A 23414-nucleotide genomic window follows, 5' to 3' on the forward strand; every position below is an offset into this window, starting at 1 on the left:
ATATTAATATAACAGGGTGGATAATAGCCACCCTGTTGTTTATTTAGTGAGTCAAGTTTGTATTTTACCGAGTGAAATCCCATGCTTTTCAACTAAGGTATAAAGTGTTGGACGAGTAATTCCAAGTAGACCTGCCGCTTTAGATATATTTCCATTGCTAATTGTAACAGCTTGCAATATAGCTTTCCTTTCAACATTTTCACGAGCGGAACGAAGGCTAAGTACCGGTAATGTATCATCTTGATCTTTTTTGTCAGTAAAAGATAAATCCTTTTTAGTAATAAGTTTTCCTCTAGAACACCTGATTGCTGATTTTATCGTGGCATTGAGTTCGGTTAAATTACCAGGCCAATGATAGTGACACAGAGATTGGATGGCATCATTAGAAAACCCATTGACCCTGCATTTATTATTTGCTCTTTCTTGCTGTAGAAAATCTTGCGCTAATATTAGAATATCTTCGCTTCGCTCGCGAAGAGCGGGAACAATAATTCTACTCAAGCTAAGGCGTAAATACAGCTCGGAAATAAATGTATTGTCATTAACTTTTTCTTCCAAAATGTATTTACTGGTGCAAATTACTTTGACACTCACGGTTAATTTTACATCTCTGTTACTGTAAGTGATTATTTTGGTTCGAAGAAACTGCAATAAGCGTAGTTGAGATCTAAGAGGTAGCAAGCTAACTTCGTCAATGACGATGGTTCCATTATTAGCCTCTTCTAGTACCCCCTTTGTTGACCCATCGATGTCATCTCCAAACAAATGCGATTCGATGGCGTCTGGCTTGAATAAAGCACATTTGAAAACAATGATAGGGTGATCACAGCGCTGGCTTTGCATGTGTATCTTATGGCTTACCGTTTTTTTTCCGGTACCGGGCTCTCCGACGATTAATATCGAATTATTCTCCAAGGCTGCACGCTTTATGGTTTGGTTGATCCCCTGTACTTGTTCGGAGCAACCGATTATACCGCTGATATTGTGATTCTGCTGTTGCTTCAAACTTTCAAGCTCTAGCTTGGCGAGCTTAAAAGCTCTATCGATAATGACGTTCAGTATATTGCTATCAATGGGCTTCTGGTAGTAGTCGTGAGCACCATCTTCAATGGCTTTGAGGGCGTACTTTTTATTATCGTTGCCGGTAATAACGATGACTTTTGTATCAGGATTTAGGCTGAGGATTTCTTTTAGTGTCTGTAATCCTTCAGAGGCATTGGTTTGATCGGGTGGCAGGCCAAGATCCAATGTAACGACTTTGGGCTCAAACCGACGTAAGGCTGTAATGCCTTCTTGGCGAGTCGTTGCAAAAATAAGGTTATAATCGGTTAAATGCCATTTGAGCTGTTTTTGAATTCCAATATCGTCTTCGATTATGAGCAATGTGTCCATGCGTTGTCTCTTGTTATGGATACGTTTTTGTTAAAGGGAAACGTCAAGCTAAATCTTGTCCCTGTCTTTAAAGCGGAGTCGACGTTTATCGAGCCGCCTAGTTGGTTAACAAGTACTTTGGCATCGTAGGCTCCAAGTCCCATTCCGGCGTTGCCTTTGGTACTGTCGAATGGTTTAAAAAGCCGGTGCTTTATGAAATTTTGACTCATGCCATGTCCAGTGTCAGAAATAATTATAGTAAAACGTTCCGGCATTACATTCAGAGATATGCAGACCTTTCCATCTATTGGTGTTGCATCCTGAGCATTTTGTATTAGATGGTTGACGACATTTTTAAATCGCTCCCTATTGGCCCTAAGGTGAATTGGCTCGTTGTTATTACCGTTAAATGTCGGGATAGGGGGCTGTATCATCCTCTGTGAACAAGCTTCTTTTATTACCTTAGTCAGATCAAACCATTCGCTTTCATCTTGTTCTAAGCGTTTATGTTGCAACTGGCTTAAGACGGCAGCGAGGCGGCCAGTTGCCGAATCAATGGTTTCAAACGCGTCATCAATAAATTCAGGGTTGTCTTTATGGCGTGGTGCATTTTGATTAAGTAACTGTAGTTGCGTTAGTACATTTTTAAGATCGTGAACAAGGAACGATGACATCTTATTGAATGCATCAAACTGCTTGTTGATGGCCAGCTTGTTATTGGCTTCGTACATCGTGAGGTAGATGCTAATTTGGCTGCTGAGAGCTTTCATCAAATCACGGTCTTCCCAATTTATCTTGTTGGTAGAGCGTGGACGTGAGAGCAAAAACAGGCCATGAGACCCATCGTATAAAGACAAGGGGATCATTAACGAGAACTGGCAGGGGAGGGGGAGTTCCTTTCGCTCGACATGAAAAGGAGGTGTTTCTTCCCCTGCTGCTAATTTATCGAGTTCCGATACCCAACCATGATCAACGACAGGTTCCCCCAGTAAATCAAGCAGTGGAGCCAGTTCATCCTCTTTCGGCTCACAGTTGATGCTGGCAACAACTGTGTAAACACCCTGCTGTTGGATAATGAGTACGCCATAATCACAATCAAAAGGGCCGACTATTGCCGCGAGCGCTCGTGAATACGGTGATTGTTGACTATTTTCCATGGCCGAGTAAAAGGTCATCCACTCCTCACGGTATTCGTACTTATTCGCAAAAAAATGTTTAGCAATAAAGACCTTAAGTTTTTTCCTCAGCAGCTCAGAGAAGAACAGCCCCGCGAGGATCAACCCGCTGAATGACATAAAGAGTATTTGCACGACATTTGCCCAATCAGAGCCAAACGATTTAATGTAAAAGCCGGTGATTGACATCATTAGCAGGTAAAGTCCTGCTGCGAGTGTTAGCGTACTGTGGAAGACGACATCCCGCGAAATATACACTCGGCTTCCCCATTCAGGGATACGGCGCGAAGCGAATGCAATGAAAGGAATGGATGCGCTGATCAGCCATCCGCGTCCTTGCCAGTACGTGCTGGCAAATGCATTAGTGAGGAAAGCATCCGCGTAAAAAGCAAAGTTGTAACCAAAGATGAGTCCTAGCCCGAGGCATAGCGGCTTAATACCTTGGTACATGCTTTCGGGGTATTGGTGACGGTAGAGGCCTTCAACCAACCATAAGCCGATTGTTGCCTGGACGAGATGGAGTAGGAAAAAGCCCTTTTGGCTCAATAGTGGATAAAAAAGCCGAGAAACCTCGAGTATACCGATTACACCGATAGCAATTGATAGCCAAATTAGACGATGTTTGAAAAAACTTTTTAGGTTGGAGCTGTTGATGATTGTGCCAATAAGCAGCAAGGTGAGTGTAAAGTTAAAGAGGGTTTCAGCCAGTAGAGAAGGGAGCACCGAATGGCCATAGTGTATTTTAATGCCACTGACAATGGACCAGATACACCCGCTAAAACAGACCTGAAGTAAGAGTATTTTTGCGATGTTTTTCCGGTTGAAGCTTGGGAGTAACAAGGTGCTCAGAAGTGCAAAGCCAATAGCAGCAATAAAATACCCAATGGAACCGAATTGCTCTAGCATGCCACCTCTCTACACAATTGTTATTACTCACCATATAGAGCGTAGTCGAATATCATACACCATGAGCATGGCAAATTATCTAGCCGTGAATTTGACTCAACGTTGAGATGGTACTGCCGCATAACAGGCCCGCCTCTTGTTAGAGGCTCGGATTTTGTTATGCGCTCAAGTCATGGGTGAGAGAAGGATATGGTAACGATGCCGAGTAACGAACAGTATCTACCTATAACGCACCTGCACTGTGGCGGCACCTTTCTCTGTCCAGGTTCTGCTGTTAACGCAAGGTACTTCTATTTCATGCCCAAAATGTTCTTGCAACATACCGGAAGCATTGAATGAAATGATGCTGGAAAGGATCAGGATAATGAAAAGATTAAGAATAAATATCAAGCATAATTTAGCCATTAGTAACCTCTTTAATTTCATTCTCCATCGTTGGGGTTATTTCCGTATGATGTTTTAATACTACAGTTAAATATTTGTTTCTGTCGATTAATATACCCGAGAGGGGATTGGATATGGTTGTCGGAAATAATGGTCTTTGCATAGTTCTAGCCTTACTGACGTTATTTATTGTATTGGGTCCATTCGTTTAATTGGTGCCGATGTAAGCTAAGTATAAGCCAGCAACAGCCGCTTGTTGTCTGCTTTTCGATACGGTTCAGCGCCTGCTAGGTGTCGGTAAAAATATGCCTAAGTTATTGTTGGTTAGTAAGAATATGTGGCAGTACATAGACAGGTGTTTCATTGAGGGGAATCTAGATATTACTGTCGAGTAATTGTGCGTTCTTCATGCCTATCGATGAGGTTTGCTTAGTGCAATTATTCCGATGGTGAGGGGTCTGCGTGCGTCGCAGGCTCAATGACTTATTATTAATACCTGAAAGGGGTAGTCAGTTGTTTTTCAACTCAACTTCATCGATTTTGACTCTCACCTATTACGACATGTTCGCGGTATACTTGGGTGTGTATTAAGCTTAAGGTTCGCCTAAATATGATGGTTATGGCGGTAACTGCTTGTCGGTTCAAGCGCGCCGTATATGAGACAGAGTTGACGCTAATGTAGCAGGCTGTGTCATATATCGACCACGTTACCCTTTTCGCTACAACGAATATCAGTATTGAGATTGACATGTGTAAAGGGAAATACTTATTTGTATGGCCAAAATCTGTCGCAGTATCGCCGACTGTACGGCAATATCGATAATTTAGCTCAAAAATCCCAGTGTTTTCTGGTTGAGTACGCTAAGTTAGGGAAGAGGTATCAAGTGAATCCGCAGAGCTGGGGGGACGCTTGCAGGTGTTTATGTGCTTCTGTTGGGGGGAGCGGTAGGGGCTTAGTGGACGTTAGTGGCCAATATCCGATGCTTTATATGTATGTTGTTACTTGAAACTGGATCTATGTCGTTGTTTAAAAAGGTATACTCATATACGTTGAAACGGTGAAGATTGTTTATTCCCCCTGTGGGTGCTGGGAGCAAGGATGGTGACTATGATGCCTTTTCTAAACCCAAATGGTGCAATTGCACTAGCCAAGGATCGGCTGGGTGGCCTGCTGCTGATAGCTTGTTGCTTATTCGCGTTCCTATGGGCAACGTTCCACCCATCATCTTACTCTGCATTTAAACACTACCCGCTCGCTGAAGGCATATCATGGCAACTCTTTGTCAATGACTTGCTCATGGTCCTTTTCTTCTTTATGGTGGGTCTGGAGCTAAGTAACGAAACTAAGCATGGGGTTTTCCGGACCAAGCGGGCGATCGTCCTACCTTTGCTCTCGGCTTGTGCAGGCTTTATCTGTCCTGCGATTATCTACCTCTTCCTGATTGGTGGTTTTGCCTCGCCATTGAGTAGTGGTTGGGCAATTGTCACGGCTACTGATATCGCCCTCGCGCTTGGCTTACTGTCACTGTGCAGTCGTGCTCCCGTTAGTTTGAAAATGTTTCTACTTGCTGTCGCCATCTTTGATGACCTGCTAGCCATTATCACCATTGCGCTTTTCTATACGACCTCGTTTGAGGTGCTGTACCTGTGCTTGTCTGTGGGTATTACCGTTTTGATGTTTTGGTTGACTCGCTGGCAGACCAAGCGTTTGTCACCGTATTTGGCACTGGGGGCAATTTTATGGTTTGTACTTCTGAAAGCAGGTATTCATCCCGTTTTAGCCGGTGTGGTGATCGGGTTCGCAGTGAGTCAAAGTGGTTGTGCATTTAGTCGCCGGAATGAGTCAGTGTTGCAGTGGACGGTAACGTTGCTGGTATTGCCTTTGTTTGCTCTGTCAAACGCTGGCGTGTCGCTCGCTGGTATTTTTAGCTTGGAGAGTGTTATTGATCCCATTGCTGCCTATATCGCGATTGCGATGCTCATTGGCAAGCCATTAGGAGTGTTCGGCTCCGTATGGCTTGGTGTGAGACTGAAGATCTTTGAGTTACCCGAGGCGACGAATTTGCGCATGCTGTTCGCCCTGTCCATTTTTTGTAGTATTGGTTTAACCCTCTCTTTGTTTATTGGAGAGCTTTCCGGTTTAGCGAATGATCACTATAAACTGGGTATTGTGGTGGCTGCGCTGGTGGCAAGTATATTGGGGCTGATATGCATGCATTTTGCGACCCGTCATGGGGCGGATGTGTTGCAGGTCGGTGGTGATCAATAAGACGGATTATAGGTTCCATGCTGGTCGTCCCAATTCGAGCGCTTCCAAGCAAGGAGGTAGGCTTTATGTTAGCCCACTTTTACTTAGTACCTGCTGTTTTGCCCATAGTGATTAGAAAGGTTGTCGGTGTTTGCGCTTCCTTTCCAGCCTGAAGGTTTGGCAATCGCGATGACCTGAAGAGCATTAAAGGCATGGCCATCAAACAAGCGTTGGGATAACTCATGATGTTGATCCGGGTATAAATCCCCAAAGAGCGCAAACGCATATTTCTGATAGCGCAAGCTCAAGGAAGAATGCTGCAGCATCGCTGAAATCTGCCCCTTGGTATAGCTCTCTCGTGGACCATAAGATTTGAGCAGTATCGGACTGAGTATCTTAATGTATTGGCGGATAGCCCTTCGCTTGAAGAACTGGATAATCGCGAACATCGCTGGCCTCTTATGCACAAAACACTATTAATACAGTGTTCAATAGTGTTTTGCAACCTATCTATTTTAATGGGGTTACTCAAACTATCAGTAACAAAATCGATAAAAGCACTTCTCGTGAATGGCGACGTTTACGTTGTCCTCATGCTTCAAGGTGTTTGATTGAACTTAAAAATGAACGGAAAGCATCCACCCGGTAAATCCCTCGGCTCGCCATTGGGAATAAAACCCAGTTTTTGATAAAAGTTAACAGCGTACTTCGACGCATTGAGCTGAACAGATTGCTTGGGGGAGCGCTCCTCACAGACCTCGAGAGCTTTGGCAACCAATTGGCGAGCAATGCCTTGACGGTGAAACTGAGGGGCGACAAATAAATTGGAGAGGTTCCAGAACTCCTTAACCAGAATGGTTCCCACGATATTGCCGTCGATACGGTAAACATAGTGTACCGAGTTGTCAGGGTAGCGTCGCCACCACAGTATACTGTCGGCGCAGCTGGCAATAATCTCATCTCGGACATTGGCTGGTTCGTCTACGCAGGCTCTAATTGCGAGCCCCGTAATAGCAATAACCTCTGAAGTATCTCTAAATGTTGCTTGTTGTATCACTTAATGACTACCATGTCTTAATGTTAATATTTCATTTTAGCGTGTTATCGGTTCATTTGTGTAGTGCCCTAAACTGGTTTATGTGCAATGCTTTTTTGTTGTAATTTTAATTCCACCTGCGTATCAATAAGTGAATATTGGTATGTTTTTTTTGGGGGGGAGGTAAGGTTAGCTTAAAACATTTTCTTTTTAAGTATATAAGTAAAAAGAAACAAATGGAAAAAAGTACTAACAATTTTAGCAATAGGTTTTGCGATATTTTATCGGTTTAGCCTCATTGTTTGTTTTTATTTGTTGGTAGACTATTTATATGCGGATTAAAAGGTGTGGATACCACGGAGTCGGTATATGCTACATGCAGCAACTCTTGATAATAAAACAAAACAAATCGTAAAAGAGCTTGAAAAAGATCTGTACAGTATAGAAACGTTGAATACTGAATGTACCCTTCATGGCGCACTGAGTGTGAGCAAAGCAACATTTAATCGTCACCGCCTGCGAGTAAAAAATGTAGAAGGCCCGCAGTCAATGTATTATTTTATGGCTGATAATGAATATGAAAAAAATGTCAGTTGGATTGTGGGGTTAAGTCAAGCTTATATTTTATATGGATTTAAGTCGCCAACTGACGTTGATGTGCTGTTACGCGTACGAGAATCGATAAGTCCTTTGGCTGATGTCCTGTATGTTTTTGGTATAGAAGGCTTGTATAACCATATTAACAAAGCATCTATTGATGATATATATAACTGGCTTTGTCCTATATTATCTGAAACTAAATCGGACTACCGAAATGGTTTTATAAATTGCAGTAACCCAGATTACTGGTTACATAGGCTTGTAGAAAGTTATGACTTATATGGATATCCCCTAGATGCTAACTTATTTAATGTTTATTTGTTAAATCTGTCTACTCTATCTTTTGGGCAATCACTTAAAATAAAAAGTAATCATATATTTATGCCAATAAAAGGCTCTTATTTGGAAGTGATTGACTTCCAGCAATCATTATGTGAATTCGATGTGGTAGATTGGCTGTACAGCAGAGAATATGAAACGGATAAATTGAGTTTTAGACAGTTATAGTCTAATTTTTCCAATGTTCAGGCTGTACTATGATCAGTCTTCGACATTACTGGCTACTGCAATATGAGTTAGGCACTTCGTGACTAGAATGCATAATAGCCAGTAATAACTGAAAGAAGATAGCGATCCAATGACTTAAGTTATCGTGTCATGCTGAGTGTCAACGCATTCTAATTTTTGCTATGCGACGCTTACCAACTTGGAATATATTTTCGCCTACCGGAAGGTCCATTGACGGGTTATCGACTTTAATTCCATCTATCTTAACGGCTCCCTGCCTGATAAGACGAAGGGCTTCTGATGTTGATGATGTTAACCCTGCATGCTTGAGTACCTGACTGATGGTTAACCCGTGTTGCATTTCAATAGCATCTAGATTATCTGGCAGGACCTTTGCCGCGAAACGTTGGTTGAACATCGACTCGGCGTTATTGGCCTCTTCATCAGAATGGAAGCGGGCGACAATCTCTTTGGCCAGCAGCACCTTTATCTCTTTAGGGTTACGTCCCGTGTCGATATCCCGCTTAAACTGTTCAATTTCATCCATGCTGCGAAATGACAGTAGCTCAAAGTAGTTCCACATCAAGTTGTCTGAAATTGACATTAGCTTGCCGAACATTTCGTCTGGCGATTCGGTGATACCAATGTAGTTAGCCGCCGATTTTGACATTTTTTTAATGCCATCTAGGCCAACTAGCAGCGGCATGGTGATCACAACTTGGGGCTCCATTGCGTGCTGTTTTTGCAGTTCACGGCCCATAAGTAAGTTGAAGGTTTGATCCGTGCCCCCCAGCTCAATATCGGCTTTTAGCTCAACAGAATCGTAGCCCTGTAGTAGCGGGTAGATAAACTCATGGATGCCAATAGATTGTTGCTCGGCGAAGCGCTTTTTGAAATCTTCTCGCTCAAGCATTCTGGCCACGGTTTGGCAGGCGCTGAGTTTTAACATGCCCTCGGCACCTAGTTGAGATAGCCAATGGGAGTTAAAGACGATCTCGGTTTTGCTAGGGTCGAGAATCTTGAATACTTGCTGCTGGTAGGTCTCAGCATTGGCGAGAACCTGCTCCGTCGTTAGCGGTGGACGAGTGGTGTTCTTTCCACTTGGATCACCGATTTTACCGGTAAAATCGCCGATCAAGAAAACAACTTTATGGCCCAAGTCTTGAAACTGTCGTAACTTATTAAGAATAACCGTGTGACCAAGGTGAATATCCGGTGCCGTAGGATCAGCACCAAGTTTGACCACGAGCGGTCGGTCTTTTTTTAATTTATCAATCAAAGCTGATTCTGGGGTAACTTGCTCTGTTCCTCGGTGAATGAGAGCAAGGGCTTGGTCAATATTCATAGTCGCTCCGTTAGTCGTTAAGTTCAGAGCTTATCTATCATTCATTCTGATACTCTGATTGTTGAGATGGTGTCAATTCGTGGCTCGGTGTACTAACATTCCACCGCGCTAATTGATGCTTCAGCGTATCAAAGAATATTTCATGTAAAAGTTAGCAGCTATCACAAGGTGTGATAGCTTGTTTGTGGTTAATGATTTGGAAGTGAGCAATCCGTTATGTACAGCTTTGAGCAATTGAAAATGTTTGTCGCCGTTTGTGAGTGTGGGTCATTTTCGGCTGCTGCAAGAAGGTATAAACGGGCACAGTCAGGGGTCAGCCAATCGGTATCGAATTTGGAAATCGCGTTGAATCAAACCTTATTTGACCGTTCGAGCAATATGCCGAGATTAACGGCCCAAGGAGAAGCGCTGCTACCCATTGCTCGTTCAATCCTGTTACAGCAGCAACGTCTGGACCAAAAGGTTATGGCTCTGGATGCCGATGAAGAGCATGAATTGGTGGTTGCGATCGAAGAAAGTCTGCTTGAGCCAGAATTGATTAGCCAGGTTGTCGCTATTGGCGAACAGCACCCGATGACCAATATTGAGTTAATCTCCGCATCAACTTTCGATATTAAAGCAATGGTAAGTGAGGGAAGGGCGCATGTTGGCGTGGTGTATTCTGATGGAAAAATGCTGGAAGATACCGAGTTTGCTACGGTAGGGTATAACCGTTTTTTGACCTTGGCTGCACCTCAGCACCCATTAGCTGACAAGGTAGCACTTAAAGATAGTGATTTGCGTAATTACCGACAAGTTGTGCAGCGTTCGTCCAGCGGTAAGGAGTTGTGGTTTAGTTATGCCATCAGTACTCAGGTATGGTACGCCAACAATCATCAGCTTTTACTGGAATTGGCTGCTCAAGGGCTTGGCTGGGTGATCGTTCCTGAACGTTTGGCTGCACCTTATGTTGAGCAAGGTAAGTTGGTGGTCTTGGATCTTGCTTTTGAGCCAGACGGGTGGCTGACAACGGTTGATGTGATCCAGACCCGCCGTTATACCGAGGGCCCTGTGCGTCAAGCCTTACTGCACATTTTAGAAAAGGCTCTCGCTTCCAAACAGAGGCTGTAAGTTTCGGCGCTATAAATCTAAGCTACCTCACTGTTTTTGCTATAGTTCAGATGTACGGGCCTGAATTTACTCAGCGTTAGCAAGGCGGCTGGCCTGAAACGAATTATTGCGCTGCTCTTTACCTACATTATTGCAGTAGGGATCGGTTTTGCTCTTGGTATTTATGTTCTGCCAATATTGATAGCCCCTGAAGCGCCGCCTATTTCAACGATTCAATCGGTTGAGGCGAAAGCGCAGTTTAGTGCAACGTTTGATAAAGAGCGCCAAGACAGTGATTTCCTTCACTGGGGGGAAGGTAAAGTTGCACTGGCTGCAGATAGCATCAGCTTTATGGGCGAGCTAGCCCATTTATTACCTCTGCCCGGTATCAGTGATGTAATCTCAGTAAAAGGAACGCCAAATGGTCACTGGTCATCAAACTGATTATGTCGACATTGCTTGTATGTATCGCTATCCCGTCAAGCTGACCAGATAATCGTAAGCACGTTACAACGCACACCGAACGTTGAGGAAGGAAATGAACGAAGTAAAAGCGGTATTGTTTGATATGGATGGCCTGATTTTTGATACTGAAGGGCTGTACAAGGCCTGCTGGCAATATGCGGCTGAAGAGCAGGGGTTAGTCTTAACCGACGAGGATTATCAGTCCTTCATCGGGGTTCAGGATGTAGAGTGTGAGCGTCGTATTACCGTTAAGTTTGGTGAAGCGTTGGATCTCGAGCGTTTTTGCCAAGTCAGGGATAATATGTTTAATGCCGAACAAGGTAAAGGGATCCCATTCAAACCGGGTTTCAGCAAGTTGTTTGCGCACAGTAAGCAAAAAGGGCTGAAATGTGCCTTGGTGACCTCTTCCCCGCTCAAAAAGGCCAAGCACCACTTTGCCGGCACCGATTACTTCTCGCAATTTGATGTCGTTGTTACGGCCGAGGATGTGAAGAACGGTAAACCAGCACCCGATTGTTACTTGATGGCTTGTGCCCAGTTGGATATCGGCCCTGCCAATTGTTTGGTTTTGGAAGACTCAAACAATGGCATGCGTTCGGGACTGGAGGCCGGTTGCCAAGCCATAATGATCCCAGATTTGTTGATACCTGCAGCGGAGGTGGAAAGGCGGGCGACGTCAATTTGTACCTCTTTGGCTGACGTTAAGTTTTATCTCTGACATTTGATCATTAGCGCCAATTGGCCGTTTTGTGATCTAAAAAGCATGCCTTTGCTGCGCCCTCTGGCACTATACTTGATTGGAAACAGAGGTTTAATGGAAGTGGATAACAAGCGGGGATAGCATGCGACAGATTGGTGATGATATTTGGGTTCATGAAGACTCAATGAAAATGCTGGGGACAAAACTTGGGCTGAGGATGACGGTTATCCGCTTGCAGGACGGTCGCCTTTGGGTACATTCACCGACGGCTATATCGCCTTCTTTGCAGCAGGCAGTCAATGAACTAGGCCCTGTTGGTTATCTGGTGGCGGCCAATAACCACCACAGTAAGTGGCTACAAGACTGGATTGAAGTTTACCCCGATGCTGAAGTGTATGTAAGCGCTGGTATTCCCCGCAAAGTACCGCTATCGAATTACCATATCCTTCAGAGCGGTATGGAAAATGTTTGGCAAGATGATCTTGAATGGCTGACAATGCCCTCAGTGCCGATGTTCAATGAAACGGTCTTCTATCATTCTCGCTCTAATTCATTGATTGTGACAGACTTGGTGCAAAACTATCCTGAAAATCCGAATAAAGCGGGTTTTGCTGGTGCCATGACCAAATACATCTTTGAACCAATTGGGTTCAAAGGTTTCTGCGTTGCACCGCCTTTGAAAATGGGGTTCACTCTTAAAGACAAACCGGCTTTCAGTCGATTCTTGCAAAGTGTGCAAGACTGGGATTTTACCCAGATTATTGTCACCCATGGCGACATTATTGAAAAAGAGGCCAAGGCTAAATTTGCTTCACTCTCTTCTCGGTTTGTTTCCTAGTTTATGGCGAAAGCCGAGAATATCAGCGGTCTGCTGAGAGTGTGAGCACTTATCCGTTTGGGGGATTTTTTTACTTTACACTTCGTCTAGAACTCCGTATTATCCACCCCGCTTACGGAGAGATGGCTGAGTGGTTGAAAGCACCGGTCTTGAAAACCGGCATACGTTTGTAGCGTATCTAGGGTTCAAATCCCTATCTCTCCGCCACATTAGAAGAAGCCGCTGAGAAATCAGCGGCTTTTTTGTATGCGTTAAATGATATTGAGTCGGGATTTGAATCAAATCCACCTTACCCAGAGCACTCCGCCACATTCAGATAAAGCCCATCAGAAATGCGCAAATCACAATTCATGAATGAGATAAGTGATTGAAGCGACAGGTTTCGTGTAGTCGTTCCAATGCCCATTTAGAGCGCATTTATAGTCTGATTAAAGCTGTTATTTTATGGCTTTACATTTCAGGGTATTGATAAATGAGTCGTGTATCGAGAAGAACGGTATTAAAAGGGGTAGGACTAGCTAGCATAGCTGGCGGTGTTGGTGTTTGGGCTCTTGCTGGGAATAAAAAGCCTGAACAGGTGCTGGAAGAGCACTTTCAGGATGCATTAACTGACTTGCCAGCTGCTACCATCAGTGCGGCGGTAATTAGAAATGGCGAGATCGCTTGGGCGAAAAGCGTCGGTTATCAAGACTTGAAGAGTCAGACCCCGGCTTCGCTGGATAGTATCTGGCCGACATTGGGATCGGTATCAAAGCTGGTCACTTGGACTGCCTTGATGCAGCTGGTGGAAAGCGGGGCAGTTGATCTTGACGGTGATGTCAGTGATTACTTGGGCTTCACACTAAGAAATCCCAGTTTTCCTGATACGCCAATCACGCCATATCATCTGTTGACTCATTCATCGTCACTCTCGTCCCGGAAAATGACGTCTGCTCCTGATGAGATGGCGGAGCTCTTTTGTAAAGATGACTCGGAAAGCTTGAAAACCTGGGTTCAGGCACGCTTTGCACCGGCTGGTCAGCATTACGATCCTGAACTTGCGTATGATGATTATCGCCCTGGGGATTTTGACCATGTAACTGCAGATCCCCTTGGGGTGATCTCGGGATACTCTAACGTAAATGCTATGGTGGCGGCTCTTCTTATCGAAAGTGTGACCTCATTGTCCTTTGAGCAATACACCAAGAAACATATCTTTTTTCCGCTGGGGCTAACCGATATTGGCTGGAACAAGGCGGAATTAGATCAAGCTAAAATTATTACGCCTTATGAAGCGAAGAATAGCCCCCGACCACCTGTTATGGCTATCTATACCAAGAGTATGCAAGATCGCGGATATATGAGCCAGACTGCTTTCGCTGCAGACGGCAACAAACGATATTTCTCGCTGGAGGACTGCCAGTACTTTTCGTCCTTCAATGCTGCGGCATTACTCGGCTCTTCGCTCCAAGCACTGACGATATTCATGCAGTCCTTTTTACCACAAGCTAACACCACCTTGCTGAAAAGAGAGACGATAGCGCGCATGTGGGATATTCAAAGGCAGGACCCTATTACTGGAAGCCTGTTGGGACTAGGATGGTTTCAATTTTCGACACCAAGGCACGGTGTGTTTTGGGGGCATGACGGAGGGGGGCCGGGTATTCTTTCTCGAGTCATGGTTAATCCGCAAACTGGAGACGGTGTGATATTACTGATTAATAATTTTTTCGTCGACTTCAGGCGTCGTTCGCAGCTGCTCGAAGAGCTTTGCTCTGCATTTAAGGTCGCGTAGAGAACATTACGCAGTGACTGAAACGACGGTGTCGGTATCTAGGCTAGGGTGGCCAGACTAAACTAAATTATCCGTATTGTTGTTGGACGGTAGTGGCAAGTTGAAAGCAAAAGCCACACTTATTTGTTTGCAGAACTATTTCAATGCGTTAGAGCGATGTAACTAAATAACTAGAATTGAACCTCGACTTCCATACCTTCGATCCAATACTTTTGCTCAAGAGCTCCTTCGAAGCGCAGAGTGACTTTTAAATAAGCAGGCTGTCCTTCAAAGGGGCGCTGAAGTTCTTGAGGTAATTTATTAACGATTTCAACCGGTTTATTTACTGTGGCGCTCATTGTTTTTCCATCTGGAAAGGTGACTTTCGCCTTGTTATCAATGTCGCTGTATTTCAGGTGTTTGGGATTGAGAAAGGCAATAATTTCTGGAGTATTGTTTTGTGACACAGTGATAAGTGGCGTATCGGCAGTAATTCTCTCGCCTTCCAGTACGTGGATATCGATGACTCGACCATTAATGGGGCTACGAATGGTAAGGTTATCTTGCTGGGCGCGTTTGACGACCAACTCCTGCATTAATGCCCGATAGGCTTGGCTTACCGGGCCTGCCAAAGCCATTTCCTTTAAATGGCGCTGGGCTTCAATATAGGCCAATTTTTGGTTATGTAGCTGATTGTTGAGTGAACTGCTGATATTAATTATCGCGGCGTAGTCAACTTCAGACACATGGCCTTTTGCTCTGAAAGTGTCGTACTTTTTTTGTATTTGCTGGAATTTTTGCAAGTTCTGCTCTGATTGTGAAATAGCAGCCTGATAGAGCTTGTCTATTTTTGGTGAGGGTGGGGAGAGTTTAAGTAACTCTTGCTCTATAAAACGGGTTTCTTCATCAAGCGCCGGATCGGACAGCAAAATGATGGCCTGACCTTTAGTAACCTTATTGCCAACCACTGTCGGCAGTGGCGCGACGAGACTACTTTCAGCAGAGGTGATGGTGACGGGGTATGACGTAATAATCGCTGGAGCGATAACCAATACTTGGGTGCGGAACAGATAATACCCCATGATGATCAGTGGGCTGATCACCAATGCAAGGATCAGGTACCAGCGCAGCTTATAACCGCCTCGCTTAGCCTGCCCATAAACGACTTTCATACCGTTTTCTGACTGGGGCTTTTGCTGTTTGTCGAGGTGAAATTTAACCTTCATCGTTTAGAACTTTTTCCCCCGTTTAAGTACCCACCAAGGTGCCATACTGGACTCTTCATGGCTGCGCCGGACGACTTCATTAATCATGGCAAACGCGGTCAGAAGGCGCATGAGAAATTGATAAATAGGGTAGATAGGTAACCACATAGCCGCTTTCCAATCACTTTTTCGTTCGGAAACCAAACTGTAGTACACAACAAAGAACAGTAATGAAAAGAGGAAGTAAACACCGTACAACAGCATGAAGAGTGCCAGAACGAAGGCAAGTGGATAGGCCGTGACAATATATATTGTGTAGCCGGCAACAATGATAGGGAGTAGTACGTTTTGGATGATACCGTATGCCAATGTGAAAATAAAATTACCCCATCCCAGTAATGATGGCGTTAACCCTTCACGATGCTTGCGGAGAAATAGAAACAACAGATCGCCATCCCACCTCAAGCGCTGCATAATCAATCCCTTCAACGTATCTGGCACATCGGTATGTCCAACCGCATGGGGAGAAAACTCAAGACGGTAACTTGGGTAGCGTACCTTGTATTGTTTCAGGCGCATGGTCAGGTCGAGATCTTCGGCTGTGTGAGTGTCCCATCCCCCAACTTGTTTAAGTAGCGGGGTTCTAAAAGCGCCAAATGCACCGGAAATGTTGTTCAATACCCCCCAGTTTGCCATCCCCGTCTTCCCCGCCTGCATTGACAGCATGTACTCCAGTGATTGCATCCGGGTGAGGAGGTTCTTAGTGTGGTTTCGTACTCGCAATGCGCCACCGCAGGCAAGTGTGTGGGGAGAAGAAAACACTCGGACCATGTTGTACGCCATATCGTTATCAAATGAAGTATCGCCATCAACATTGATAACAAGTTGGCCTTTCGCCATGGCCAGGCCAGCGTTGAGAGTGGATACCCGCCCACCGCGTTGCCATTTTGGGATAACGGTGACTTGGCGGTTTTTTATTTTTCTATGGTGCTGCTTACTACGCATAGCGGCAAGATAGGTATCTTGATTCAGGCTTGCGCCATCAACCACTGCCAGGATCTCAATGTGTCCCGGGTAGATTTGTTCGACGAGAGTATCGATAGTGATTTGAATGGCATCTCCTTCGCCGTAACAGGTGATAATGACGCTGATGTTGGGAAAATACGAGGGCGTGGGTGATGATTGATTGAAAGCCCAACGTAATATGCCCGTAATGACCAGAAGATACAGCGGTAATTCAATGATCAGTAGCATAGGAAATAACAGAAGCCATACTTCAAGATTATTTCTTAAGACGAGATATAAATACTCTAAAATATAGACACTATCTGGCAGCATAGATATTACCTACGGTTTCAGCGAGCCATATCTTTACTCCATCGTTAATTCTGGGATCCGGTATTTTGAATGCGGAGACATGCAGAGTAAAAAGTTCATCTTCAATCAGCTGGGTCAGCTGTTCGATTTTGTTCTGGAGCACTGGCATGGTTGATATCTTTGTTTTAGGCATCAAAACCAACAGTACATCTTGCTTATATTGACAGCAGATATCGGTATCTCTGAATAGGCCATTGAGTCTATGGGTAATTTGGTCGAGTAGAGCAAATAGCTTACTGTCGCCATAGAGATTACTGTATTCTTCGAGTCTGGGGAGGTGCATGCTGAGTAGCAGGTGTTCTTCATCATGCCGCAAGGCAACTTTATTTACCCACAATAGAATATTTTCAAAGTAACCAGCATCGACCTTGCCTTTAATCGATAGCTCAGGTGCCTGCAGTATTTTACCATGTTGATAGACGTACTCACCTAATTGTCCCAGCTTAAGTTGATGAATTTTTTGGACAATGAGTTCAGCAATATCTGTTTGTGTATCACAGTTAAGACAATGGCTGATAGTGTCTGCTTCGACAAACAAATGAGAGCACTTATGGCAAATATGGGTCTCTAATGGCCGGTCATAGTCGACTCCGATATGCCGCAGCTGGGTGATGCATTTAGGACACTCCAGCTTCCCTTTGCGTAAAAAGCTCTGCTGATCGCCAACGTGCCCACAGGTAAAGCAATGCAAAGACGTTTGTACATCGATATCAATGCTTTTGCAGTTTGGGCATACCTCTACGTAGTTGAGGTGCCCGCCATTGCATTGTTTGCATACCCTTATGCGGTCAACAAGGCGTTCAGCTTCCAGCATTTCACGCTTGGTCTCGGTCACTATAAATCGATAACTCGAATAGAGCTCGGGGTAGAGGGCTTCTATGATGGGGTAGCGATATATAGTCAGTGAATTAAGTTGTTTAACCGGCCTTATTCGTCGTTGCCTGTTGATACCAAGCCAGCCGACGAATGGTTCTATTTTCTCAATATCCGGTAGCTTACTCAGTTTTATCTTGGTGTTTTTCCCGTGTTCAAATGCAACCTTTTCATTGAAAATGCCGTCCGTCAAACACTCACAGTAGGGATTGTTTTGCACGACATACGTAGACCAAGACCAAAACTTTGGATGGCTGAACATGGTCGCAAGCATTGTATTTTGCTCTTGGGGGTCATCAAGGCTGAGGCATAAAATCCCTCCCCATATATCAGGCAGGTCATCTACCGTCGTCACCCTGATAACCTGTTCGAACATTGCGGCTTCAGGAGCGTTATTTCCGAGCCAATATAAGCATTTGTCTGTTGATGGCATATAACAATCCTGCTGGTTTCCAAGAATAAAACTCAAGCCAAGTGTTCATAAAGTGGTATGACAAAGATAGTCAACCAAAGGCAATGTCGGTTCCGAGAATCGCAATATGGCGCTCAGTAGGGCATGGCGACAGATAGAGGCCGACCAATGTCTATACGCTTTTTTTCAGTTGTTGTAAGACGTTATCCTTTTCACCATCGGCAATCACATGCCCTTGATCCAGTACAATCAGCCGATCAATACACTCCAGCATGGTGGTTTTGTGGGTGAACAAAATCAAGGTATGTTGGCTATCCAATGACGTCAGGGTTTGCTTGAGGTGTTGCTCAGAGCGGTTGTCCATCTGGCTGGTGGGTTCATCGAATACCAACAGCTTAGGTTGGTTGAGCAGTGCCCGAGCAATAGTGATGGCTTGTCTTTGCCCACCAGATAAATATTGCCCGCCTTCGCCTACTTGGCGGTTGAGACCAGAAGGTTCCTGTTGGATAAACAAATGGACGCCGGCTTGGTGGCAGGCTTGGTCGATGTCATTGTCGTTGGCCTGTGGCGAGCCAAGGGTAATGTTGTCGCGGATCGAGCCGAAAAACAGAGCATTGTCTTGAGGGACGCAGCCAATTTGCTGGCGCAGTGTATGGGGGTGGTATTGATTGATATCGGTATTGTCAAAGCGGATGGCTCCCGAACTCGGCTGGTACAGCCCCATCAATAGTCGCTGGAGAGTGGTTTTCCCCGAACCAATTTTTCCGATAATCGCCACTTTCTCGCCAGACTTGATGGTGAGGGAGACGGACTTCAATGCGGGCGTCTCGGCATGCGGGTAACTGAATGTAAGGTTGTCACACGTGAGGTTGCCGCTTAAAGGCTGGATCTGATCGGTTTGCTGGTTTGGCCGAGTCTCATCTGGCATCGCCATAATATCACTCAGGATGGCGATGGCTGATTTGGCTTGGTGATAGCGGGTGGACAATTGTGATAACTGGACCATCGGCCCGATAGCCCGGCCGGTGAGCATCGAGACGGCGATCAGGCCACCGACCGTTAACTGGCCCGCTGCAATCAAGTACACCCCGAAGATGATCACCCCGATTGATACGCATTGTTGGCTGAGACTGGCAAGGTTATGCACCGAGTCGGTCAGGCGGCGTGACTTGACGCCCCAGTTGGCCATATGGGCAACGGCTTGCTCCCAGCGGTACTGGTATTGCGGCTGGCTGTTGAACAGTTTGACCGTTTCGAGCCCTGCGATACTTTCGACTAAGTTGGCATGTTTTTGTGCTGCGAGCTGTGAGCCTTCCTCAATGGCTTTTCGCAAGGGGCGCTGTACCAGCAAGCTGTAGAGTGCTAACAGAGATATGGCGATGATTGGAATGATGACAAGGGGACCAGCAATGGTGTAAATCACCAATAGAAACAGCAGAGCAAAGGGGAGGTCAATCAAGGACGCGATGGTTGCGGAGGTAAAGAACTCCCTGACCGATTCAAACTCTTGCAAGTGGCGGGTGAATGCACCTACCGATGGCGGTCGGGCGGCGAGCTTGAGTCCCATGACTTTGCGGTAAATATCAGCCGATAACAGGATGTCTGACTTCTTGCTGGCGATATCGATAAAATAGCTGCGTAGAAACTTCAGTAGCACGTCAAAGCTAAAAATAATGGCCATACCGCTGGTGAGCACCCACAAGGTATCAAAAGCCTGATTGGGTACGACCTTGTCATAAATCAGCCGAGTAAAAAGTGGAATGGCCAACGCAAATACGTTGAGTAGGGCAGAGGCGACAAGCACGTCACGGTACAGCGATTTAGATTGCCACAGGGTTTGCCAGAACCATGCCTGGCTAGCGCCAGAGGTGCTGTGTGGCGGTGTATGGCCTGAAGTATTGTTGGCGCTCGTGTTGGCAGATGTTGCCGCTTGTTCACTTCGGGCATCGAATGGAAAAGGACGTCTTAGTAAAAACACCCGATTGAGAAATTGTTGCTCCAGCTCCTCGAAACTGACCCAGCTTTTATCTGCTGCCGTGCTTTCCGCGACGATAGCGTCAGCGTCGCTCGTATTGCTAATTAATTCGCAGGGAAGGGCAATTTCAGCCCGTTGCTTATCCTGATCAATATCGAGCAGTACGCAGGCCCGGTTGCTGTCGAGTAGAGCAATCACCGGCAACAGAAGTGGCGAGAGTTGGGGCAGGCTAAGGGTCGCCTCTTCGGTTTGGAAGCCGGCATTGTGAGCGGCTCTTGGCAGTAAGTGTGGTGAGAGCAGACCGTCTTGCAACGGCAACCCTTCCAACAGGCTTTTCACCGAACGGGGTTGGCCGTAATGCTGGCAGAGGTAGTGCAGGGCATTAAGAAGAGGATCTGCCATGGTTTGCCTCCTTCTGATTGGTGATGTAGTGCCCTTGGAAGCCGATAATCCCTAACGTTTTAAGTGCTTGATACTGAGGCTGGTGTTCAACCCGGGTCGCAATGGTTTTGATATTGCGGTGATGGGCCGTTTGGATCAGCGCGCGTAGGGCATCTTGCTGGATATCATCGGTTGGCTGGCGGGTAAAGTCGGTATCGATTTTGACATACTGGGGGTTAAATTGGCGTAAATAGCCCACGGAGTCAAAATGGTGGCCAAAATGATCAATGCCATAAGTAAAATGATGCTTGTCGAGGACCATACATAGCAATCGGGTTTGTGCGCTGTCTTCGAGAAAGGCAATCTCTGGCAGTTCGAAGATCAGCTGCTGGCTAACGACGGGGTGTTCAGCCAAGAAGCTATCTAGCCATTGGATAAATCCGGTATCGGCAATTGAGGTCGGGGCGATATTGATGGCCAGAAAGGTCTGGTGCAATGACAGGTAGCGAAGAGCTTTTTGGATAATATGGCGATCCAAATCAGCGGTCTGCTTTAGGGCACTCAGTGCTGGAATAAACAGGTGGGCAGAATAGCTGTGCTCATGATGCCTGAGTACGGCGAACACCTCTTGGTGAACTGGGTGGTGCTGGCTGTCCCTGACCATTTGGAAGGATAGAGTAAAATGGTCATCTTCAATGGCGGACTGACAAAGATCCAGCCATTGTTGCTTTCCCCACAGTAAATGCTCGGGCTGATGCCCCCCTTGTTGATGAATTTGTCGCAGCGGGCTTGGCTGTTTTCCATTCTGCTGGTCTTCATTGTGTTGTCGCTGACCATTTTGATGGTGAATTACCGCAAATCGCTGGGGACTGTGCTGGGCTTTGGACAGCACATTGTCGCACTGAGCCAACAGTTCGGACACACCCAGGGAGCTTTGAATGTGTTTGATAATAACACCACCATAGATAGGCTGGTGGCTCTCAGGAGAGCAACGGGTTTGGATGTGGTTAAGCTGATCAAGCAGGTTCAGCATTGCACTGTTGCTTTGCGCTTGGTCGGTGGGGGCTGCGTGCTCTGGCCGGATAATCATAAATTCACTATGGCTTAATCGTCCCAGCTTTTCCGATGCTGCAACTTGACCCTTTAAGTGGTGGCCGACTTTTCGCGCTAGCTGAGCTGCCCGTTGGTATTCTTTATTGTTCCGTAACCGACTGATTGCGTGTAATTTTATAATGACAATAGCCCCAGTAGTATCTTGCTCCAGCCAATCTTCCATGTGCAGCAGCAGTCGCCTTCGGTTATTAAGTTCGGACTCAGGATCTTGATAAGCCCTTTTTCGTAGTAAATCAGCTTCCTGGGCTTGCTGGCTGAAGTGCTGTTCTAGTTTGGCTGACATCTGGTTGAAAGCGTGGGTAAGGGGGGCAAACTCTGTGGTTGATGGCGTAGGCAGTGGCTGACCAAAATGCTTATCGGCAATGGCAAGGGCTTTTTGCTGAAATTGACTCAGGGGCTTTTTGACAAAATGATCCAGCAGCAGCTTCAATGCCAATACGCCAATGACAAAGCCGATGATGAAGGTGGTCAGGAGCTGCCAGCTGCTTTGCCAAAGCTTGCTGTAGGCCAACGTCGGAGAACTGGTGACCGTAATTTTTCCATACTGTAGCCAGCCACTGGTCAACGTATTCTGTCGGGTGACGGGAGAGATATTGACCCAGTGCTGAAACCAGTGTGGAACATTGCTTGGCTGGACAGGGTAGGATCGTTCAATGAGAGTATTGTCTTCCAGCAGCTGCAGAGAGACTTTTTGATAAAGGCTGCCGTCGAACATGGCGTTGATCACCGACTCGATAGCGACAGTATCGTCTTGTTCAACGAAGGGGGAAATAGCCAGGCCGACAGCATGGATAGCGTTGTCTATTTCGATGGTCTGTTGTTCAACCAGATAATTGCGTGTAATGGTAAATTGGCTGAAGGCAATGCCTGCAAGCAGCAACATGAATAACAGGCTTAACCCTAAAAACAATTGACGATAGAGTGACATAGTTAATCCATTGCCTCCTATTCGCTATCTAGCCGCAAAGCGGGCTTGGCAAACTGATGGTGCAGTACTCGCTGCTGCAAGGACTGCCAGTGTTTGATTCGGCCGGCGTCACCGACCAGTTGACCTTGCCCTCGCTGTTTCATCAGCCATAGCTTGCGACCGTTAAAGCTATAGATAGGCTGGAGATCAGGGCGTTGGCTCGCTTGTAATATGTCCGGGTTCAGGTTATCGAGCAGCAAAGGAACGGCGCTAGGGGTGGGGTAGTAAGCCAGTACCATATGGAATTGGTTCAGGGTAAGGGCTTTGACATATATTAGGCGCAGCTTTTCATCTTCCACCCCGATTTCACGCAACGACATATACTTGGCAATACTGAACTCTTCGCAATCACCGCCACCGGCACCTAAAAATTCCAATGGTGTTGCCCAATAATCGGCTGTTCCCCAGATGTCGATATCATCGATAAACTGTAGCTGGTTGAAGAAATCGTTGACCTGCTTAAGCTGGGCAAGCTCGTCGTGCTGCTTAGAGGCTTTCAAAAGCTGCCGCCAAGCTGTTACCCGCATAGCCGCTTGTTTGCTGTAAATATGTTCGATGCGTTCTACGATCTCTTTTTCTTCGGTACTCAGAGGGGGGGAGCCGATACGGGATGGCTCGGCAGCAACATCTGACGGGTAACCCCAATTGCTGCTAAGCAACAGCGAGATCAATAGCATCCGAATCTCCTTCATCG

The 23414-nt window shown here is 45.9% G+C and carries 18 protein-coding genes and 1 tRNA gene; 8 read left to right on the top strand and 11 right to left on the bottom strand.

Features of this window, described 5'->3' with window-relative positions:
- Positions 1-51: 51 nt before the first annotated feature.
- Both C9I99_RS00800 and prsK read right to left on the bottom strand, forming a co-directional pair.
- Positions 52-1392 carry a sigma 54-interacting transcriptional regulator gene (locus C9I99_RS00800; protein ID WP_107346947.1) on the bottom strand — a complete coding sequence of 447 codons (1341 nt, stop codon included), beginning with the start codon at positions 1390-1392 and terminating at the stop codon, positions 52-54.
- Entirely contained in the window at positions 1374-3452 is a 2079-nt protein-coding gene (prsK, locus tag C9I99_RS00805; protein ID WP_107346948.1) for an XrtA/PEP-CTERM system histidine kinase PrsK, read from the bottom strand. Before prsK ends, C9I99_RS00800 begins: the two co-directional genes overlap by 19 nt.
- A gap of 1492 nt (positions 3453-4944) precedes the next feature.
- Between prsK and nhaA the strand changes: the two genes are divergently transcribed.
- On the top strand, positions 4945-6105 hold the full coding sequence (nhaA, locus tag C9I99_RS00815; RefSeq protein WP_166645340.1) for a Na+/H+ antiporter NhaA: 1161 nt from the start codon (positions 4945-4947) through the stop codon (positions 6103-6105).
- Positions 6106-6188: 83 nt separating this feature from the next.
- On the opposite strand, the gene C9I99_RS00820 is transcribed toward nhaA, so the two are convergent.
- Together C9I99_RS00820 and C9I99_RS00825 are read right to left on the bottom strand one after the other, a co-directional pair.
- Positions 6189-6533, bottom strand: coding sequence for a DUF6559 family protein (locus C9I99_RS00820; RefSeq protein ID WP_107346951.1), 345 nt, complete (start codon positions 6531-6533; stop codon positions 6189-6191).
- 149 nt (positions 6534-6682) lie between these two features.
- A complete protein-coding gene (locus tag C9I99_RS00825; RefSeq protein WP_107346952.1) occupies positions 6683-7141 on the bottom strand; it encodes a GNAT family N-acetyltransferase in 459 nt (152 codons plus the stop codon).
- Between the two features lie 348 nt (positions 7142-7489).
- Between C9I99_RS00825 and C9I99_RS00830 the strand changes: the two genes are divergently transcribed.
- The gene (locus tag C9I99_RS00830) at positions 7490-8227 is read left to right on the top strand and encodes a hypothetical protein (RefSeq protein WP_107346953.1); all 738 of its coding nucleotides are present in this window, start codon (positions 7490-7492) and stop codon (positions 8225-8227) included.
- 160 nt (positions 8228-8387) lie between these two features.
- Here C9I99_RS00830 and tyrS read toward each other — a convergent pair whose 3' ends face one another.
- Positions 8388-9572 (bottom strand): tyrosine--tRNA ligase, encoded by a 1185-nt coding sequence (tyrS, locus tag C9I99_RS00835; RefSeq protein WP_107346954.1) that lies wholly within the window; start codon positions 9570-9572, stop codon positions 8388-8390.
- Between the two features lie 216 nt (positions 9573-9788).
- On the opposite strand from tyrS, the gene C9I99_RS00840 reads away from it, so the two are divergent.
- The 6 genes from C9I99_RS00840 to C9I99_RS00870 all read left to right on the top strand — a co-directional run bounded on the left by C9I99_RS00840 (position 9789) and on the right by C9I99_RS00870 (position 14438).
- Positions 9789-10682: a LysR family transcriptional regulator gene (locus tag C9I99_RS00840; protein ID WP_107346955.1), complete on the top strand. Its 894-nt coding sequence runs from the start codon at positions 9789-9791 to the stop codon at positions 10680-10682.
- Between the two features lie 177 nt (positions 10683-10859).
- Positions 10860-11105, top strand: coding sequence for a hypothetical protein (locus C9I99_RS00845; RefSeq protein ID WP_107346956.1), 246 nt, complete (start codon positions 10860-10862; stop codon positions 11103-11105).
- A 94-nt stretch (positions 11106-11199) separates the two neighbouring features.
- Entirely contained in the window at positions 11200-11844 is a 645-nt protein-coding gene (locus C9I99_RS00855) for an HAD family hydrolase (RefSeq protein ID WP_107346957.1), read from the top strand.
- Between the two features lie 124 nt (positions 11845-11968).
- Positions 11969-12664, top strand: a complete 696-nt coding sequence (locus C9I99_RS00860) for a DUF4336 domain-containing protein (protein WP_107346958.1) — start codon at positions 11969-11971, stop codon at positions 12662-12664.
- A 116-nt stretch (positions 12665-12780) separates the two neighbouring features.
- Positions 12781-12871: transfer RNA gene (locus C9I99_RS00865), tRNA-Ser, on the top strand.
- Between the two features lie 265 nt (positions 12872-13136).
- Positions 13137-14438 (top strand): serine hydrolase domain-containing protein, encoded by a 1302-nt coding sequence (locus C9I99_RS00870; protein WP_107346959.1) that lies wholly within the window; start codon positions 13137-13139, stop codon positions 14436-14438.
- Positions 14439-14608: 170 nt separating this feature from the next.
- Here C9I99_RS00870 and C9I99_RS00875 read toward each other — a convergent pair whose 3' ends face one another.
- The 6 genes from C9I99_RS00875 to C9I99_RS00900 form a co-directional block, all read right to left on the bottom strand.
- Entirely contained in the window at positions 14609-15643 is a 1035-nt protein-coding gene (locus tag C9I99_RS00875; protein ID WP_107346960.1) for an HlyD family secretion protein, read from the bottom strand.
- Between the two features lie 3 nt (positions 15644-15646).
- Entirely contained in the window at positions 15647-16960 is a 1314-nt protein-coding gene (locus C9I99_RS00880) for a glycosyltransferase family 2 protein (protein ID WP_107346961.1), read from the bottom strand.
- Complete coding sequence (locus C9I99_RS00885) at positions 16947-18305, bottom strand: TackOD1 domain-containing metal-binding protein (RefSeq protein ID WP_107346962.1); 1359 nt, start codon at positions 18303-18305, stop codon at positions 16947-16949. The genes C9I99_RS00880 and C9I99_RS00885 overlap by 14 nt, the downstream gene beginning before the upstream one ends.
- A 151-nt stretch (positions 18306-18456) precedes the next feature.
- On the bottom strand, positions 18457-20661 hold the full coding sequence (locus C9I99_RS00890; RefSeq protein WP_107346963.1) for a type I secretion system permease/ATPase: 2205 nt from the start codon (positions 20659-20661) through the stop codon (positions 18457-18459).
- The gene (locus tag C9I99_RS00895) at positions 20642-22681 is read right to left on the bottom strand and encodes a bifunctional diguanylate cyclase/phosphodiesterase (RefSeq protein ID WP_107346964.1); all 2040 of its coding nucleotides are present in this window, start codon (positions 22679-22681) and stop codon (positions 20642-20644) included. Before C9I99_RS00895 ends, C9I99_RS00890 begins: the two co-directional genes overlap by 20 nt.
- Positions 22682-22698: 17 nt before the next feature.
- Complete coding sequence (locus tag C9I99_RS00900) at positions 22699-23397, bottom strand: transglutaminase-like cysteine peptidase (RefSeq protein WP_107346965.1); 699 nt, start codon at positions 23395-23397, stop codon at positions 22699-22701.
- Positions 23398-23414 lie beyond the last annotated feature (17 nt).

Source organism: Photobacterium lutimaris, from assembly GCF_003025555.1.
GTDB classification, from domain to species: domain Bacteria; phylum Pseudomonadota; class Gammaproteobacteria; order Enterobacterales; family Vibrionaceae; genus Photobacterium; species Photobacterium lutimaris.